Annotated in this window: 12 protein-coding genes, 2 tRNA genes and 2 pseudogenes; 5 read left to right on the forward strand and 11 right to left on the reverse strand. The window is 67.3% G+C overall.

The window, feature by feature from the left end; translation table 11 throughout:
* Positions 1-207, reverse strand: a pseudogene (locus tag A3ES_RS54510) (IS5/IS1182 family transposase); the annotation flags it as partial.
* A gap of 289 nt (positions 208-496) precedes the next feature.
* Between A3ES_RS54510 and valS the strand changes: the two are divergent.
* Positions 497-3,028, forward strand: a complete 2,532-nt coding sequence (gene valS / locus A3ES_RS0134580; protein WP_020391429.1) for a valine--tRNA ligase — start codon at positions 497-499, stop codon at positions 3,026-3,028.
* Between the two features lie 1,198 nt (positions 3,029-4,226).
* On the opposite strand, the gene A3ES_RS55220 is transcribed toward valS, so the two are convergent.
* Complete coding sequence (locus tag A3ES_RS55220; protein ID WP_169501828.1) at positions 4,227-4,547, reverse strand: hypothetical protein; 321 nt, start codon at positions 4,545-4,547, stop codon at positions 4,227-4,229.
* A gap of 496 nt (positions 4,548-5,043) precedes the next feature.
* Between A3ES_RS55220 and A3ES_RS0134590 the strand changes: the two genes are divergently transcribed.
* Positions 5,044-5,469 (forward strand): hypothetical protein, encoded by a 426-nt coding sequence (locus tag A3ES_RS0134590; RefSeq protein ID WP_237745143.1) that lies wholly within the window; start codon positions 5,044-5,046, stop codon positions 5,467-5,469.
* Positions 5,470-5,486: 17 nt separating this feature from the next.
* Here the strand turns inward: A3ES_RS0134590 and A3ES_RS0134595 are convergent, their stop codons facing one another.
* Positions 5,487-6,410 carry an AEC family transporter gene (locus A3ES_RS0134595; RefSeq protein ID WP_020391432.1) on the reverse strand — a complete coding sequence of 308 codons (924 nt, stop codon included), beginning with the start codon at positions 6,408-6,410 and terminating at the stop codon, positions 5,487-5,489.
* Between the two features lie 126 nt (positions 6,411-6,536).
* Here A3ES_RS0134595 and A3ES_RS0134600 point away from each other — a divergent pair, with 126 nt between their 5' ends.
* Entirely contained in the window at positions 6,537-7,814 is a 1,278-nt protein-coding gene (locus tag A3ES_RS0134600; RefSeq protein ID WP_020391433.1) for a phosphodiester glycosidase family protein, read from the forward strand.
* A gap of 86 nt (positions 7,815-7,900) precedes the next feature.
* Here the strand turns inward: A3ES_RS0134600 and A3ES_RS0134605 are convergent, their stop codons facing one another.
* Positions 7,901-9,157, reverse strand: a complete 1,257-nt coding sequence (locus tag A3ES_RS0134605; protein WP_020391434.1) for a hypothetical protein — start codon at positions 9,155-9,157, stop codon at positions 7,901-7,903.
* Between the two features lie 11 nt (positions 9,158-9,168).
* Complete coding sequence (locus A3ES_RS0134610) at positions 9,169-10,710, reverse strand: alkaline phosphatase D family protein (protein ID WP_020391435.1); 1,542 nt, start codon at positions 10,708-10,710, stop codon at positions 9,169-9,171.
* A 133-nt stretch (positions 10,711-10,843) separates the two neighbouring features.
* On the opposite strand from A3ES_RS0134610, the gene A3ES_RS0134615 reads away from it, so the two are divergent.
* Positions 10,844-11,047, forward strand: coding sequence for a hypothetical protein (locus tag A3ES_RS0134615; protein ID WP_020391436.1), 204 nt, complete (start codon positions 10,844-10,846; stop codon positions 11,045-11,047).
* A 313-nt stretch (positions 11,048-11,360) separates the two neighbouring features.
* Here A3ES_RS0134615 and clpX read toward each other — a convergent pair whose 3' ends face one another.
* From clpX to A3ES_RS0134640, 5 genes and pseudogenes are all read right to left on the reverse strand, one after another.
* Positions 11,361-12,656, reverse strand: a complete 1,296-nt coding sequence (gene clpX / locus A3ES_RS0134620; RefSeq protein ID WP_020391437.1) for an ATP-dependent Clp protease ATP-binding subunit ClpX — start codon at positions 12,654-12,656, stop codon at positions 11,361-11,363.
* Positions 12,657-12,873: 217 nt separating this feature from the next.
* A pseudogene (locus tag A3ES_RS0134625) lies at positions 12,874-13,491 on the reverse strand (ATP-dependent Clp protease proteolytic subunit); the annotation flags it as partial.
* Between the two features lie 22 nt (positions 13,492-13,513).
* Complete coding sequence (locus A3ES_RS0134630) at positions 13,514-14,137, reverse strand: ClpP family protease (RefSeq protein ID WP_020391439.1); 624 nt, start codon at positions 14,135-14,137, stop codon at positions 13,514-13,516.
* Between the two features lie 736 nt (positions 14,138-14,873).
* A complete protein-coding gene (gene tig / locus A3ES_RS0134635; protein WP_020391440.1) occupies positions 14,874-16,259 on the reverse strand; it encodes a trigger factor in 1,386 nt (461 codons plus the stop codon).
* A gap of 78 nt (positions 16,260-16,337) precedes the next feature.
* Positions 16,338-16,410 (reverse strand) — tRNA-Pro (locus tag A3ES_RS0134640).
* 123 nt (positions 16,411-16,533) lie between these two features.
* On the opposite strand from A3ES_RS0134640, the gene A3ES_RS0134645 reads away from it, so the two are divergent.
* Positions 16,534-16,604 (forward strand) — tRNA-Gly (locus tag A3ES_RS0134645).
* A 16-nt stretch (positions 16,605-16,620) separates the two neighbouring features.
* Here the strand turns inward: A3ES_RS0134645 and A3ES_RS0134650 are convergent.
* Positions 16,621-17,820 carry an MFS transporter gene (locus A3ES_RS0134650; RefSeq protein ID WP_020391441.1) on the reverse strand — a complete coding sequence of 400 codons (1,200 nt, stop codon included), beginning with the start codon at positions 17,818-17,820 and terminating at the stop codon, positions 16,621-16,623.
* Positions 17,821-17,828 lie beyond the last annotated feature (8 nt).

Here is a 17,828-nt window from a genome sequence, read left to right on the forward strand (position 1 = left end):
CTGCAACACCAGCACCGACGCCGCGACCTCACCCGGCAGACTCGGCCGCCCGGTCGAGCTCGGGAACAGATCCTCGAACAACCCGGCCGGGAACACCTCACCACGATGCTCAGCCAAGAACCCGAACACGCTCCCGGCCGGCACCAGATGCCCGACCAACGCCCGAGCGTCCATCAACTCCTGATCAACCCCAGCTGAACCCTGCACCCCACAATCGTCCCAGCACGGTCACCACACGACCGGGCCAACACGCAGGTTATTCAGCAGGCTCCTAGGGCCCTGGGTTGGGCGAGCTTCGAGTGATCACGGTGTCCAGGTGCGTGCATCGGGGTGCTGGGGTGGCGTCCTCGATGCGGAGCATCGTGGATGTTGCCCCAGTGCCGCGAGGTGCGTGCCTGGGCGCCGTGAGCGCCGAAGGGCGCCCAACCCAGGGCCCTCGGAAGGGGGTGTGGATAACCGGTCGGAAGCACCCCTTGACAACCACTAGGATTGGCGCATGACCGAGACGTCCCGCGTTCCTGACAAGCCCACCCTCGATGGCCTCGAGGAGAAGTGGGCTGCGGTATGGAAGGAACAACAGACCTACGCGTTCGACCGTACTGCGGAGCGCGCGGACGTCTACTCGATCGACACCCCGCCGCCGACGGTGTCGGGATCGCTGCACGTCGGGCACATCTTCAGCTACACCCACACCGACCTGGTCGCGCGCTTCCAGCGGATGCGGGGCAAGACGGTCTTCTACCCGATCGGCTGGGACGACAACGGCCTGCCGACCGAGCGCCGGGTGCAGAACTACTACGGCGTCCGGTGCGACCCGACGCTGCCCTACGACGCGTCGTTCGAGCCGCCGGAGAAGCCGGACGCGAAGAAGCAGATCCCGATCTCGCGGCAGAACTTCGTCGACCTGTGCGGTGAGCTGACCCACGTCGACGAGCAGGCGTTCGAGGCGATGTGGCGCCAGGTCGGCCTGAGCGTCGACTGGTCGTACCTCTACACGACCATCTCCGAGGACTCCCGCCGCGCATCGCAGCGCGCCTTCCTGCGCAACTTCGCCCGCGGCGAGGCGTACCTGTCCGAGGCCCCGACGATGTGGGACGTCACGTTCCAGACCGCGGTCGCCCAGGCAGAGCTGGAGGCCCGGGAGTATCCGGGCGCTTTCCACCGGATCGCCTTCCACGGCGCCAACGGCCCGATCTACATCGAGACCACCCGGCCGGAGCTGATCCCGGCCTGCGTCGCGCTGATCGCACACCCCTCCGACGAGCGCTACAAGGACCTCTTCGGTACTACGGTCCGCTCACCGCTGTTCGACGTCGAGGTGCCGGTCCTCGCGCACGAGCTGGCCGAGCCCGACAAGGGCGCGGGCATCGCGATGTGCTGCACCTTCGGCGACCTGACCGACGTCCAGTGGTGGCGTGAGCTGCAACTGCCGGTCCGCACTGTCATCGGGCGCGACGGGCGACTGCTGCGCGAGACGCCGGAGTGGCTCGAGGGCTCTTCGCTCTATGCCGAACTGGCCGGCAAGACGATCTTCAGTGCGCGCGAGCTGACCGTCGCCAAGTTGCGCGAGAGCGGCGACCTGGACGGCGAGCCGAAGCCGACCAAGCGGATGGCGAACTTCTTCGAGAAGGGCGACAAGCCGCTCGAGATCGTCTCCACCCGGCAGTGGTACATCACCAACGGTGGCCGCGACGCCGGTCTGAAGGCCGAGTTCATCGAGCGTGGCAACGAGCTCGGCTGGGTCCCGGAGCACATGAAGCACCGCTACCTGAACTGGGTCGACGGGCTGAACGGCGACTGGCTGATCTCCCGCCAGCGCTTCTTCGGCGTGCCCTTCCCAGTCTGGTACCCGCTCGACCACGACGGCGAGCCCGACTACGCGCACCCACTGATGCCGAGCGAGGCCGACCTGCCGATCGACCCGACCTCGCAGGTCCCGGGCGGGTACGACGAGTCCCAGCGCGGCAAGCCGGGTGGCTTCGTCGCCGACCCGGATGTGATGGACACCTGGGCGACCTCGTCGCTGACCCCGCACATCGCCTGCGGCTGGGAGCGCGACGACGACCTGTTCCAGCGCACCTTCCCGATGGACCTGAACACGCACGCGCACGAGATCATCCGCACCTGGCTGTTCTCCCGCGTCGTCCGGGCCCACTTCGAGAACGGCACGCTGCCGTGGGCGCGCTCGATGATCTCCGGTTTCGTCGTCGACCCCGACCGCAAGAAGATGTCGAAGTCCAAGGGCAACGCGGTCGTCCCGTCGGAGATCCTGGAGAAGTTCGGCTCGGACGCGGTCCGCTGGCGCGCGGCCATGGCCCGGCCCGGTCTGGACTCGCCGTTCGACGAGTCGCAGATGAAGGTCGGCCGCCGGCTCGCGATCAAGGTCCTCAACGCTTCGAAGTTCGTGCTCAGCTTCGGCGCCACCTCGGTGGACGCCGGCGCCGTGACCGAGCCGGTCGACCTGGCGATGCTCGCCCAGCTCCGCAGGGTGATCACGGATGCGACCGCCGCCTTCGAGCGGTACGACTACACCGGCGCCCTCGAGGTCACCGAGCGGTTCTTCTGGACCTTCTGCGACGACTACGTCGAGCTGGTCAAGGAGCGCGCATACGGCGGCCATGGCGAGGCAGGGGCCACGTCGGCGAAGGCCGCTCTCGCGGTCGCGTTGTCGGTGCAGCTGCGCCTGCTCGCGCCGTACCTGCCGTTCGCGACCGAAGAGGTCTGGTCGTGGTGGCAGGAGGGCTCGATCCACCGGACATCTTGGCCAGTCGACATCGCAGCCGCCGAGCAGGACCCGGCGGTCCTCGACGCGGTCGCCGAGGTGCTCGCAGGCATCCGCGGCGCCAAGTCGACGGCCCAGGTCTCGATGAAAACCGAGGTCTCCAAGGCCGAGGTCACCGGCCCCGCCGCCCGCCTGACCCTGGCAGAAAAGGCCGAAGTCGACCTCCGAGCCGCCGGCCGAATCACCGGCGAAATCCTCTGGAGCCCCGACGACTCCGACACCGTGTCAGTAATCGCCACCCTCTGACCCAGCCACGGCCCATCGCGCGGGATCAGCCGGTCCTGCGCGCACGCGCGGAACCGCCCGGCACGTTCGCCTAGCGCCCCCGTCAGATGGGGTTGTCACCCGAGATGGTGGGTTGTCACCCCATCTTCAGGGGTGACAACCCACCATCTGAGGTGACAACCCCAGCGCGACTCGCCGACTCACCCACCGCCGCCAGCCCCGGTGCGGCGCTCGCCATTCACCTGCCCACCCAGGCGACATCCGGCGCTCCCTCCCGTCGAGAGCAGCCCTGACCGCCCGGTCGACGTCCGGCGCTCCCTCCCATCGCGAGCAGCCGTGCGCGGCAGCCGGCGTACCGGAGCGCGCAGTCTCAGAAGCACCTGCGCCAGCCAGCTCAGCCGGTAGATGCCCTCGACGAGCCCTTGGGTGTGCTCAACCCCTCGAAGGACGGTTCGCCCACCGGTCTACCAGGGAGCGAACCCCACGAAGCGGAGCTAACCCCACCGAGCGCACCACGGTCGAGGAGGATCTCGGGTACGCCAGTCGCGAGCACGCACTCGGCACGGCGCGGCGCGGCAGCACCCGGCGTACCGGAGCGCGCAGACTCAGAGCACCTGCGCCAGCCAGCTCAGCCGGTAGATGCCCTCGATGAGCCCTTGGGTGTGCTCAGCCCCTCGAAGGACGGTTCGCCCATCGTTCTACCAGGGAGCGAACCCCACGAAGCGGAGCTAACCCCACCGAGCGCACCACGGCCGACGAGGATCTCGGGTACGCCAGTCGCGAGCACGCACCCGGCACGGCGCGGCAGTCGGCGTACCGGAGCGCGCAGTCTCAGAAGCACCTGCGCCAGCCAGCTCAGCCGATAGATGCCCTCGATGAGCCCTTGGGTGTGCTTAACCCCTCGAAGGACGGTTCGCCCATCGGTCTACCAGGGAGCGAACCCCACGAAGCGGAGCTAACCCCACCGTTCGTACTGCGGGCGGCAGGGATCTCGGGATTCGGAGAGGTCAGACATGCCCTGGCTTGCAGTAGCGCCTTGTCGTGATGTGAAACGATCGGGTGAACCCCCAACCCAAACCCCCGGCGACCCCGTCCGCGCGCCCCGAGGAGTCTCGATGACCACCCCCACCACCCCCGGCCCGGACGACCCAACACCCAAGCCGAAGCAAACCCAACTTCCCACCCAAACCCCGCTCCCCCAGCAGACTCCCCTCCCACCTCAAACTCCTCTCACCCCTACCCCACCCACCGGCAGTTCCTCCGGCGCTGGGGACTCAGCAGCCAAGCCCACCTCCGACAGCTCACAGGCCGGCACGTCCGGTACTCCCGCTGACGGCGCCGGTACGCCAGCAGGCGCGGCCGGTACGTCGGCAGGCGCGACCGGTACGTCGGCAGGCGCGGCTGGTACGTCGGGTGGCGGCGCCAAGTCCGCTGCCGAGAGCAGCTCTACGGGTGCAGCAGCGGCGGGTGCCGGTGCGGGCGGGTCGGGCGGGTCGGGCGGGTCGGGCGGGTCGGGCAAGGCTGCGGCTGAAGCGGACACGGAGTCGATCCCGGTGCAGACTGCGGCCGGAGCAGGCGGAGTACCGGCCGGCCAAGCTGCGGGCGGAGCGCCTGCTGGGCAAGCTGCAGGTGCGGCTGGCAAGCATGCGGCAGGTGCGAGCGGAGTGCCGGCCGGGCAAGCCGCAACGGTTGCAGCTGGCACGGCTGGGGCAGGTGCGAGCGGAGTACCCGCCGGGCAAGCCGCAACGGGAGCTGGCACGGCTGGGGCAGGTGCGGGTGGAGTACCGGGCGGGCAGGGTGCTGGCGGGGTGGGTGCTGGCGGTAAAGCTGTTGATGGGAAGGGTGTTGGCGCGACGGCTGTTGGTGGGAAGGCTGCTCGTGGCGGGGGCGGTGGGGGCAAGGGGCCTTGGTGGAAGGCGCCTTGGGGGAAGTTGCGGAACGTGCAGTGGCGGCGGAATCCTTGGGTGACTGTGGGTGGGGTTTTGCTGGCGCTGCTGGTGGTGGCGGCGGTTGGGTATTTTGGTGGGCTTGGGCCGATGAGCCGGTTGAACACTGCTCGCGGGATTGAGCCGCCGGCGAAGCTTGGTGGGCTGGATCGGGTGACGGACAGCGAGATTCGTGGGCAGCTGAAGCTGGATCAGACCAAGGAGGCGCTGAGCCGGATCAACGACGGTAAGCAGGCGACTGTCGAGGCGTACGGGAATCTCGACGGCAACCGGCTATTCGTCATCATCGCGTTGCGCGGCAAGGTCGACATCGACAAGACGATCAAGGATTCGGGAGCATCGCCCGAGATGGTCAAGGTGGTCGGCAAATCCACCTGCGTGGAGTCGAACGAGCTGCCGACCCAGTGCTACCGCGGTTCCAACACCCTCACGGTGATCGCCCAGGCGGCCAACGACGGCGTCAGCGTCAACGACGTCGGCCCGCTCGCCGACGAAGCCTTCGCCGCCATGAAGTAGCCCGACGTCGGCCAAACTCAGGCGAGTAGGCCAGCGAGAGCGATCATCACGGGGATCGAGAGCAACGTGCTGAGCAGTACCGCGCTGCGGGCGAGTCTTTGCGCGGCGCGGTACTGGACGGCGTACACATAGACGTTCTGGGCTGTCGGTAGCGCGGCCAGCAGGACCGGTGCGAGCAGCGAAGCGCCCTCAAGGCCGAGCACCCAGCGGCCGACGGCGAAGGCCACCAGCGGCTGGACGAACGTCTTCAAAACAACGGCCAGTGCTGCGTCGCGATCGAGGCTGATCGAGTCCTTCGTACCGCTCAGGCTCAACCCATACGCCACCAGCGCCACCGGCACGGCCGCCGCGGCCACCAGGTCGATGGGGCGCATGAGGAGAGCCGGCAACTCAACCCCGAGCGCAGCGATCAGCAGGCCGAGCAGCGACGCGACGGTCAGTGGATTCCGCAGCGGCCGGCTCAGCAAAGTGCGGAGCGGCACGCGCCGTCCCGACCCCCGCCCGTCGCCATCCAGTACTGCGAACGCGACCGGCGCCATCACCAGCAACTGGAACAGCACGATTGGCGCCACCAGCGCACCATCGCCAAGCACATAGGCGGCGACCGGCACCCCAAGGTTCCCCGCGTTCACATACGACGCAGCCAGTACTCCGATCGTCGCCTGAGCCCGAGTGCGTCGCCAGAGCAGCACCGCGACGGCGAGGTACAGCACCTGAACCACGAACAGCCCGGCCAAATTGGTCAGCAGGACCGGCGAGAAGATCGCGTGCAGATCGGCCCTGGCCACCGTGGTGAACAGCAACGCGGGCGTCGCGACGAAGAACGCGAGCCTCGACAGGACCAGTTCGTCCGAATGACGAAGGACACCGGCCAGCCCGACCAGATAGCCGAGAACGGCGACCGCAACGAGTGCGACGAAGGCGGCAAGGACGGCGGACATCCGGGCTCAGGCGCTCGACGGCTTCATCACTCCGACGATCCTATACGAAATGATTCACCTGCAAGTTACTGACGAGCCAGGCACTGTAGTGGAAAGATTCCACCAAAACCTCACAGGATGGCTGCCATGACTCCTTCTGTCCGTCGCACGCTCGCCGCAGGCACCTCACTGGCCGTGCTGGCGACCCTGATCGTCGCACCGACCACCAACGCCGCAGCCGAGAGCACCGCCCCGAGCACCACCCTCCCGATCGGCGACGCGGACCTCGCCGAGACCCGCACGACCACGACCCTCGCCAGAGGCGTCACGCTGACCCGCATCGTCCGCGGTACCGACCCGGCTCCCGCCGACCAGATCAACACCACCACTCGCGGGCCGTGGGTCGTCAACGTGCTCACCATCGATCCGCGCAAGGCGAAGGGCCAACTGAAGGCGACCTACGGCCCCGACCTCGCCAAGGTGGAGAAGACAACCGACCTCGTCCGTACGTCGGGCGCCCTGGCCGGCGTGAACGCGTCGTTCTTCACCTTCACCGCCAGCGCCCTGTACCCCGGTGACCCGGTCGGCCTGGGCATCTTCGACGGCAAGCTGCTCAGCGAGCCGCTGACCGATCCGGCCGAGGCCAACTTCCTGATCGATGCCAAGAGCAACAAAGCGGTGATGGGCCACCTGCGCTGGACCGGCGCGGTCGAGAACCGGCAAACCGGTACGACGCTGCCGCTCGAGTTCGTCAACCACCCACCCGTGATCCCGGCCGCCTGCGCCACGCTCCCCGACCAGACCACCTGTACCGCGCCCGGTGACGTGGTTCTGTTCACGCCCGAGTTCGCCGCCGCAACCCCTGCTGGTGCAGGGATCGAGGTGGTACTCGACCAACGCGGCTGTGTCGTACGGACTGCCACAACCCGCGGTACGGCCCTCACCGCCGGCCAGACCTCCTTGCAAGCGACCGGCCAGGACAGGAACGCGCTCCTGGCGACAGCAACCGGCTGTCTCAAGCAAGACATTGAGGTAGCGAACGAGTCCGGCGACAAGGTCAAGCTGCGCAAGGGCCTGTACGGCGTGACCGGTCGCTACCGCCTCACCGCCAACGGCGAGATCGTCGTCCCGGCCGGTACCGGCAGCTTCTTCGCCCGCAACCCGCGCACGATCGCCGGGACCACCCGCGACGGCAAGGTCACGCTGGCCACGATCGACGGCCGGCAGACCACGAGCGTCGGTACGACGATGGACGAGACGGCCGCGGTCGCCGACGCGCTCGGCCTGCACAACGCGATCAACCTCGACGGTGGCGGCTCGACCGCGATGGCCGTCAACGGCGCGCTGGTCAGCCACCCCAGCGGCACCGGCGGCGCCGAACGAGCCGTCGGCGACGCCCTCGTCTACGTCGAGAACAAGAACTGACAGACCTCGACAACCGGTACTGACAACCAGCACTGACAGCAGCGAGCCCAGGCGGACAACGCATCCACCTGGGCTCGCCGCCAATCTCACCAGTTGTTGTTGGAGATTCCCTGCCCGAGCATCACCTGGTCGTAGGTGTTCCCGTCGTTGTCGTCGGTGTAGGCGACAGCCACCTCCGACCAAGGCGACACGGCTACCACCATCTGCTCCTGCCGCAACGGCGTCAGCTGGCTCAACTGCTGAGCTGACAGCCGCGACGCGTCCGTAGTACCGGTGGAGCTGAAGCCGCGGATCCACACGTCTAGGTCAGCAGCCTGCACAGTCCATCCGACTGCACTGCTGGCCTGGTCGTCGATGCCCACCGACGGGCTCTTGCCCCCGGCAGCCACCTCCACGTCGGCGAAACGCGCAGTACCGGCTGAGTTTAAGCTGCGCGTCCAAGCGCCCGCAGTACCGGTGTGGTTCGACTCCCATGCCACAGCGAAGTCGCCGTTGAAGTTGGCGGCGACCGACGCCTGCGTCTGCTGCCCGCCGGCGTTGGAGTTCGCCGTACGCCGGGACAGCGTGACCGCGCCACTCGTGCGCGCCAGCCCTACCAGGCCGACGTTGTACGCCGCGTCGGCGTCCCCGTCCTCGTTCCACACCACGATCGCATCGCCCGAGGCCGACACCGCCACGTCCGGGTTGTGGTGCTGACCCGTCGTCTGCGAGGCAGTGACCTCCCAGGCCCGCGTCGTCGGTCCGGTGAACCCTGCCGCCTTGACCATCGCTTGCGCGCCCGTCTGGATGTCCTCCCACACCACGGAGAACGCGACCGCTCCCCCGGCCGGAGCGCCGTCCGGGTCGACAGCCACGCGGGGGTTGATCTGCTGACCGTCAGAGCTGCTGTTGGCGCTGCCAGACGCGGTGACGGTACCGGCCGTGTTCACCACCCGGTACGGGATGTTGTAGTAGCCGTTGCCGTCCGGGTCATCGGCCCACACCACTACTGCATTGCCCTTGTCGTCCAGCCCGACGTCCGGGTGGAGGTGGCGCCAGTTGGTGACGCCACTGCCGCCGGCTGCGGACAGCTTCACCTCGTAGATGGCCGTACCGTTGCGGAACAACCGTAGGAAGATCTCGCTGTGAGTGTTGTCGGTCGCGGCGGTGGTGTCCCGGTCGTCCTCCCACACCACGGCGACATACCCGTTGCGGTTGGTCGCGATAGCCGGAGCATCCTGGTCACCGGTCGACACGCTGTTCGCCGTCGACCAGGTCGGCGCCGCGATGGCAGCGTGCGCCGGGGTGGCGATCGTGGCGGTGAACAGCACCGCGACGACGGCAGTGAAGAGCTTCTTCTTCATGACTGATCCCCTCACACGGCCTGAAGGCCAGGCTGGCCCTCTTCGATCACGAACGACTTCGCGGTGGTCACCGCGGCGTCATGCTCCGAGACCTTCGCCACGGCGCGGAAGTCCGCCCGCAGCTGGGTCGGGCTCATCGTCGTCCGGATGTAGCCGCGGCGGTTGTTGAAGAACTTCAGCCACGGGTTGGTGCCGACGTCGGGAATCGCGGTGGCGCCGTCACCGTCGCCACCGGAAGTGGCCGAGCTGGTGACGAGCTCACTGCCGATCACTGCCGAGTTGGCGTTGTTGTAGTCAGCCATCAAGTTGTTCGCCCACGCGCGGTGGACGTCGCCGGTGAGCACCACCGGGTTGCGGGTGCCACGGCTGACCCAGCCTTGCTGAATGCGGGCCCGGGAGGCACGGTAGCCGTCCCACGAGTCCATGCTCGCTCCGGACGCGTTGAAACGCCTGGCGAAGAACACCTGCTGCCCGATGATGTCCCAAGTGCCCGTGTGCTGGGCCAGGCCGTCGAGAAGCCAAGTCTCCTGAGCATTGCCAGGCAGGCTGCGCGAGGCCAGGTCCGCGTCCGAGCAGACTTTCCAGCCGTCACCACAAGCCTGGTCGCTGCGGTACTGCCTGGTGTCGAGCATGTGGAAGGTAGCGAGGTTCCCCCACTGCAGACGCCGGTAGAGCGGGATGGAGTTGCCGTTGTTGGCCTGCGCCGGCCGCAGTGGCATGTTCTCGTAGTACGCCTTGTACGCCGCACTACGACGAGCAGTCCACTGTGCAGCCGTCAGTGCGGGAGTACTGTCCGCGCGTATCGTCCCCGCGTAGTTGTTCTCCACCTCATGGTCATCCGGTACTACGATCCACGGCGCAACCGCGTGTGCTGCCTGGAGATCCGGGTCCGACTTGTACTGCGCATAGCGGCGCCGGTAGTCCGCCAATGTGCTGATCTCCGTGCCACCCAGGTGCAGTCGCGTCCGGCCCGCAGTAGCGGGGTACTCGTAGATGTAGTCGCCGAGGAACAGGATGACGCCCGGGTTGTCCTCAGCCATCCGGCGGTACGCCGTGTAGTAGCCCTCCTCGTAGTGCGCGCAGGAGGTGAACGCCATGACGAGGTCGCGACCGCTGGTGCCCGGTGCGGGCGCAGTACGGGTGCGGCCGACGGGCGACAGGTGTCCCTGAGCGCGGAAGCGGTAGAAGTAGTCCGCGTCGGGGTTGAGCCCGCTGGCGACTACATGGACCGAGTGAGCGGCGCCGTACGTCGCAGTGACGGTTCCCGAGGCGACCAGCGTGCTGAAGAGCTCGTTGGTCGACACCTGCCAGTCCACGGCGACATTGGCGTTCGCCATGCCGCCCTGGCCGTCCGCATTCAGTGGCAGAGGCGCCAGTCGGGTCCACAGCACGACGCTGCTCGCGTCGGGCTCACCAGATGCGACACCTAGCTGGAACGGGTATGGAACAGCCGCGGTGGCGTTGATGATGCTGCTGGAGTGGGCGGGTAGGGCAGCGGCACCTGCCGCTGCCAGTCCGCCAAGGACAAGCGTTCGACGACTGATGGGTTTCATGGGCCTCACCTTCCGTGGTGCGCATTGGGGCGGTTCGCGCCCATGATCCCCAACATTTGGTAACTTTCCTACATCTCACAACCCTTAGCGGGAAAACGTTCGCCGAACTCAGCGGATCGGGACGGCCTGAAGCTTGCTCTTAGCGGCGACCCAGGCACGCATCCGGCCGAAGTGCGGGGCGACCTTGTCCGCCGCGTCGGCGTACGCCGGGTACGCGAACGGCCGGCCGCTTTGGGCGGCCTCGATGCACGGCTGCAGGACCCCGCCGACGGACGAGTACTCCTCCTGCCGCCGATTCCACTCGACGAAAGCCTTCCCTGCGTTCGCCGTCGAGTAGTGGGCGAGCCGGTCAGGCGACGTGGTGAGGCAGCTCAGAGCGAGCTTGACGTTCGCCCTGGTGAACGACCTCTCCTCGGCCGCGCCGCTGCAACGCTGATAGCCGGTACTACGAGTGCGACGGCGGCCAGTACGGCCGAGGCCCGTCTGCCGGTTCGTGACTTCACTGTTCTCCTCACATCGACTGGGCCCTTGGACACAGTCGACGCTAGGCGTGGGGCTTCTCGGCCCACGTCCGCCACGAGAAGGAGGCCGGCAGTCCGCCTCTCAGCGGATGCCGGCCTCTTCAGGAGTTACGCGGTACGGAGTACAGGTCAGGCGGTCTTCTCGCGCCGCTCGCGCTTGCGCTCCATCTGGTCGCGCGGGATCAGCGTCGGGTTGACGTTCTCCAGCACGACCTCGCCGGTGACGACGACCTTGGCGACGTCCTCCCGGCTGGGCACCTCGTACATCACGTTGAGCAGGACTTCTTCCATGATCGCGCGCAGGCCGCGGGCACCGGTGCCGCGCAGCAGCGCCTGGTCCGCGATCGCCTCGACGGCGTCCTCGCTGAACTCCAGCTCGACGTTGTCGATCTCGAACAGCCGCCGGTACTGCTTGACCAGCGCGTTCTTCGGCTCGGACAGGATCTTGATCAGCGCGTCCCGGTCCAGCGGGGACACGGTGGTGATGACCGGGAGCCGGCCGATGAACTCGGGGATCAGGCCGAACTTGAGCAGATCCTCCGGCATGACATCGGAGTACCCGCTGAGTTCCTTCGGCTTCTCCGGCTCGCGGGAGGCGTTGAAACCGAGCGTCTTCTTGCCGACCCGCTGCTCCACCATGTGGTCCAGGCCGGCGAACGCGCCGCCGACGATGAACAGCACGTTGGTGGTGTCGATCTGGATGAACTCCTGGTGCGGGTGCTTGCGGCCGCCCTGCGGCGGGACGCTGGCCGTGGTCCCTTCCAGGATCTTCAGCAGTGCCTGCTGGACGCCCTCACCAGAGACGTCGCGGGTGATCGACGGGTTCTCGCTCTTGCGGGCGATCTTGTCGACCTCGTCGATGTAGATGATGCCGGTCTCGGCCTTCTTGACGTCGTAGTCAGCGGCCTGGATCAGCTTCAGCAGGATGTTCTCGACGTCTTCGCCGACGTAGCCCGCCTCGGTCAGCGCGGTGGCGTCGGCGATCGCGAACGGGACGTTCAGCATCCGGGCGAGGGTCTGGGCCAGGTACGTCTTGCCGCAGCCGGTCGGGCCGATCAGCAAGATGTTCGACTTGGCCAGCTCGACCGCCTCGTCCTTGGCGTGCCGGCCGGCGCTCGACGAGCCCTGACCGTCACGGACGCGCTTGTAGTGGTTGTAGACCGCCACCGCGAGCGCCTTCTTCGCCACGTCCTGACCGACGACGTAGGCATTGAGGAAGTCGTAGATCTCCCGGGGCTTCGGCAGCTCCGTCAGACCGACCTCGGAGCCCTCGTTCAGCTCCTCCTCGATGATCTCGTTACAGAGATCGATGCACTCGTCGCAGATGTAGACGCCGGGACCGGCGATGAGCTTCTTGACCTGCTTCTGGCTCTTCCCACAGAACGAGCATTTGAGCAGGTCACCGCCGTCACCTATGCGTGCCACCGGGACAGATCCCTTCTCTGAGCAGTCGACCCGGGTTGGCCATCGGGGACGGACCCCACCCGGAACTCGCTTCGACGGTACCGCGCCAGGGGCCGAAACGCCGTGCGCACCGACGCGTTGTGACTACGCCGGTGGCGAACGCACTGTGGCTTGACACTGCGTTCCCCTTTCACCGGACGGCCCTTTTGTCAGTACCGCCGAAGCGGAACGGTCCTGCTCAGACGCCGGCCGGAACCGGAGCCTTGAGCGTCTGCAGGATGTCGTCGATCAGGCCGTACTCGATGGCCTGCTCGGCAGTCAGGAACTTGTCCCGCTCGATGTCGCGCGAAACCTCTTCGAGCGGCTTGCCGCTGGCCTCGGCGAGCATGGTCTCCAGCAGCGCCCGCAGACGCAGGATCTCGTTCGCCTGGATCTCGATGTCGCTGGACTGCCCGTAGGTGCCCTCGGTGGCCGGCTGGTGGATAATGATCCGGCTGTTCGGCAGGGCGAGCCGCTTGCCCGGCGTACCGGCGGCGAGCAGTACCGCGGCGGCCGAGGCGGCCTGGCCCAGGCAGACCGTCTGCACGTCCGGCTTGATGTAGCGGATCGTGTCGTAGATCGCGGTCAGCGCGGTGAACGAACCACCGGGCGAGTTGATGTAGATGCTGATGTCCCGGTCGGAGTCCATCGCCTGCAGGCAGAGCAGCTGCGCCATCACGGCGTTGGCGATCTCGTCGGTGATCGGGGTACCGAGGAAGATGATCCGGTCCTCGAACAGCTTGGTGTAGGGGTCGATCCGGCGCATGCCGTACGACGTGCGCTCCTCCCACTGCGGGATGAAGTAGTTCATGCTGGTGTCCTTAGTTTCGCGTGGGAGATCAGGAGTTCGGGCTGCCGCTGGTCAGCTGAGCGGCGCTGGCCACGACGTGGTCGATGAAGCCGTACTCCTTCGCCTGGTCCGCGGTGAACCAGCGGTCCCGGTCGGCGTCGGTCTCGACCTGGTCCAGCGGCTGGCCGGTGTGCTCGGCGATCAGCTTGAACAGCTGCGCCTTGATGTGCAGCGACTGCTGGGCCTGGATCTTGATGTCGGAAGCCGTACCACCCATGCCACCGGAAGGCTGGTGCATCATGATCCGCGCGTGCGGCAGGGCGAAGCGCTTGTCCTTCGCGCCGGCGCAGAGCAGGAACTGGCCCATCGAGGCGGCCAGGCCCATCCCGACGGTGGCCACGTCGTTGGAGATCCACTGCATGGTGTCGTAGATCGCCATGCCGGAGTCCACCGAGCCACCCGGGGAGTTGATGTACAGCCAGATGTCCTTGTTGGGGTCCTCGGCGTTGAGGAGCAACATCTGAGCGCAGATCGCGTTCGCGTTGTCGTCGCGAACCTCGGACCCCAAGAAGATGATCCGGTTGCTCAGCAGGCGCTGGTAGATGTGGTCGTCGAGTCCGCCGGATCCGTTGCCGCCCGCGGCGGTGGGGCTGGCTGCAAATGTCTCGTTCACGAAGCCGACATTACTGGTCCCCGACGACAGACCTAAGGCTGGTAGGCACCTGTTCGCTCACGGCGCACGCCGTCTGCCCTCAGCGAAACCGCGAACAGCCCTTTTCGGTCTGATGTATTACCCCCACCCGCACTCGCTCGGCGAGCCGGGGTGCCCACCCGAACCACAGGGTCGGCGGCGCATTCGCCGAGACGGACCGCGTGGACTGCTGGGCGCTGTGTTGGCTCCACCCGTGCTCGCTCGTCGGGATGGCGCGTGGTGCCCAGTCGATCCACCGCGCGGGCGGATCAGCAGCCGCTACGACCGCGGCCTGTGGGTGGCGCGTTGGCTGAGGCGAACCTTGTGGCCTGATGGCGGAGCGTGGTGTCACCGCCCTCGTGCGCATCGCTGGCCGGTGACGATTCCGACGACTTTGGGCACGAAGCAGTCACCGGTACGGCGCTTTGGTGACTGACCGGCGCTCAAGGTGCCGCCCAGCGCGACACCGGCGCTCACGTTGAGCACCGGGTAGTCGCCGGTAGGGCGTCCGGGTGGCTGGCGGGTGCTCAAAGTCGGCGCAGGCATTGCCGAACCGACCGCCGTTGGGCTGTCCGCCGGGCAGGCTCATGGTTCGGGTGGGCACAACACTCCGGCTCGACGAGCGAGCACGGGGGGATCCAAAACATCACCCGCTACAACGCCGACGGCCCCGGGATCCGCCTTAGGACTCCGGGGCCGTCAGTTTTGTTCAGGTGTTTCAGGCCTTGGCAGGCTCTTCCTCGGCCGGGGCGTCGGCCTCGGCGGCTTCCGGGTCGGCGTACGAGCCGTCCGGCTGGAGGGTCTTGAGCTCGACGACGTTGCCGGAGGCGTCGGTGACCTTGGCGTTCTCGACCAGGTGGGCCAGCGCCTTGCCGCGAACGACCTCGGAGACCAGGCTCGGTACCAGGTTGTTCTCGACGGCGTGCTGGGCGAACTGGTCCGGGCTGACGCCGGAACGCTGCGCGTGCCGGACGATGTGCTCGGTCAGCTCCTGGTCGTTGACGCTCAGCTCCTGCTGCTCGGCCACCAGGTCGAGCACGAACTGCGCCTTGATCGCGTCCGCGGACCGCTTCTTCAGGTCCTCGTCGAACTCTTCCTCGGTCTGCTCCTCGCCCTCGAGGAACTGCGCGAACGTCATCCCGGAGTACCCGAGCTGCTGCTCCAGGTTCTCCCGGCGGGCGGCCAGCTCATCGGTCAGCAGGCCCTCGGGGACCGGCACGTCGACGAGCGTGAGGATCTTCTCCAGTACTGCGTCGCGCGCGTCGCCTGCCTGCTCGAGGCGCTTGCCACGCTCCAGCCGGCCGCGCACGTCCGCGGTGAGCTCCTCGGCGGTGTCGAACTCCGAAGCGGTCTGGGCGAAGTCGTCGTCGTACTCCGGCAGCTCCTGCTCCTTGACCGCGGTCACGGTGACCTCGACGTCGACGTCCTCGCCCTTGAGTTCACCGCCGACCAGCTGGGTCACGAAGGTCTTCGACTCGCCGGCGGTCAGGCCGGCCACCGCCTCGTCCAGGCCGTCGAGCAGCTGACCGCTGCCGACCTGGTACGACAGGCCGGTCGCCTGGGCCTCTTCGATCTTCTCGCCGTCCTTGGTGGCCGACAGGTCGATCGTGATGAAGTCCTTGTCGGCGACCGCGCGCTCGACCGGGTTCAGCGAACCGAACCGCTGCCGCAGGGCCTCGATCTGCTCGGTCACCTCGTCGTCGCTGATCGCGATGTCCTCGACGCCGGCCTCGAGGTTGTCCAGGTCCGGCAGGGTGATCTCCGGGCGGACCTCGACCTCGGCGGAGAACTGCAGGCTCTCCTTGTCGTTGAACTCGGTCACGTCGACCTCAGGCCGGCCGATCGCCTTGACCTGGTTGTCCTGGACGGCCTGCGAGTACAGCTTCGGCAGCGCGTCGTTGATCGCCTCTTCGAGCACCGGACCGCGACCGACCCGCTGGTCGATGACCTGCGGGGGGATCTTGCCCTTACGGAAGCCCGGCACCACGATCTGGCTGCCAATGCTCTTGTACGCCGCGTCGAGGCTCGGCTTGAGCTCCTCGAACGGCACCTCGACGATGAGCTTGACCTTGGTCGGGCTCAAGGACTCGACGGTGCTCTTCACGGTGGCGGTTCTCCTTGATCGATGACGTCCACAGCCGTGACCGGACAGGCCACGCTGCACGGTGCTGCATGGGGTTTGTCGGGGCGACAGGACTCGAACCTGCGGTCTCCTGCTCCCAAAGCAGGCGCGCTAGCCACTACGCTACGCCCCGCAGTGACCGGACGAGTCTAGTGGACGCGAACCAGTGCTCGCGCCACCACCCCTCCCCGGGACCGGTTTGAGTCCTGGCCCGGCGATGTGGAATCATGTCCGCGTGCCCGCCGGACGGGTGCATGCGGGTGTAGCTCAATGGTAGAGCCCCAGTCTTCCAAACTGACTACGCGAGTTCGATTCTCGTCACCCGCTCCCCCAAGAAGGGCCCTCAGTCACCGGCTGAGGGCCCTTTCTCATACCCACGCAACGGCGACCGGGCGGAGTACAGGCCGGCGGTGAGCATGCCTGCGGTGGCGAGAACGAAAGTGACGCGAAGGCCGACGGCGGTGGCTAGCAGGCCGGAGGCCAGGGCTCCGGCGGTTTGGCCGCCGATGACGAGCGTGCGCCAGGCGGCCGTCGTCTGCGGGAGCAGGGCAGGCGGGACCAGCAATTGGCGGAGCGTGCGCTGAGGCACGCCGTAGAGGGGCATGCCCACGCCGGTGAGGAGCTGGCTGAGGAACGCCAGCGGCGTGAGCGCTGCGGCCAAGGCCAGGCCGGATAGGGATGCCAGGAGTTGGCCGGTGATGTAGGCGCGGCCGAGGCCGAGGGCACGTCCGTACGCCGGGGCGAAGAGCGCGCCGAGCGCGGAGGCGGCTCCTGAGACGGTGATCGCGATGCCGACGAGTACCGGGGACCAGTGGAGCTCTCGGATGAGGTAGAGCACTACGAGCGGTGCCTGCATCGCACCGCAGGCGGCAGCCGCTGTCGCCGAGATCAGCAGCGCACGGAGCACGGGATCGGCGTAGAGCACACGCAGGCCGCCCGTGAGGGACAGGGCTTGACCCCGAGCAAGTACAGGTCGCCGCGGCTCCTTCAGGAGAACAGATGTCACCGCGGATGCCGCATAGGAGATGGCGTCGAAGGCGATGGCAAACGGGGCACTGACGGCCGTGACCAGAGCTCCGGCGAGGGACGGGCCAGTAGTGGTGGCGACTGTCTGGGTGAAAAGCGTTGCGCTGTTGGCGGACATCAGGTCGTCGCGCGCGACGAGTACGGGCAGCAGGGACTGGGATGCCGTGTCCGACAACAGGGTTAGCACACCGGCAGCCGCTGCGACCAGGTAAAGGTGGAGCATCTGCAAATGGCCAATGGCTGCCAGGACAGGGATTGCGCCGAGCAGTAGCGCCCTGCCGACGTCAGCAACGATCAGTAGACGCCGTAGGGAGAAGCGGCTGACCCAGAGGCCGGCAGGTAGGCCGAACACCAAGTGGGGAAGGACATTCAGCGCCGCCAGGACACCCATCTCCACAGGCGACACATGCAACGTGAGCACCGCGACCAGTGGCATGGCGACCGCGGTGATCACAGTACCGGTCGACGAGATCGCCTGGCCGGACCAGAGCTTCACGAACTCGCGGTTGCGCCACATGCGCCAGA

It is taken from the genome of Kribbella catacumbae DSM 19601, from assembly GCF_000372465.1.
GTDB lineage: Bacteria > Actinomycetota > Actinomycetes > Propionibacteriales > Kribbellaceae > Kribbella > Kribbella catacumbae.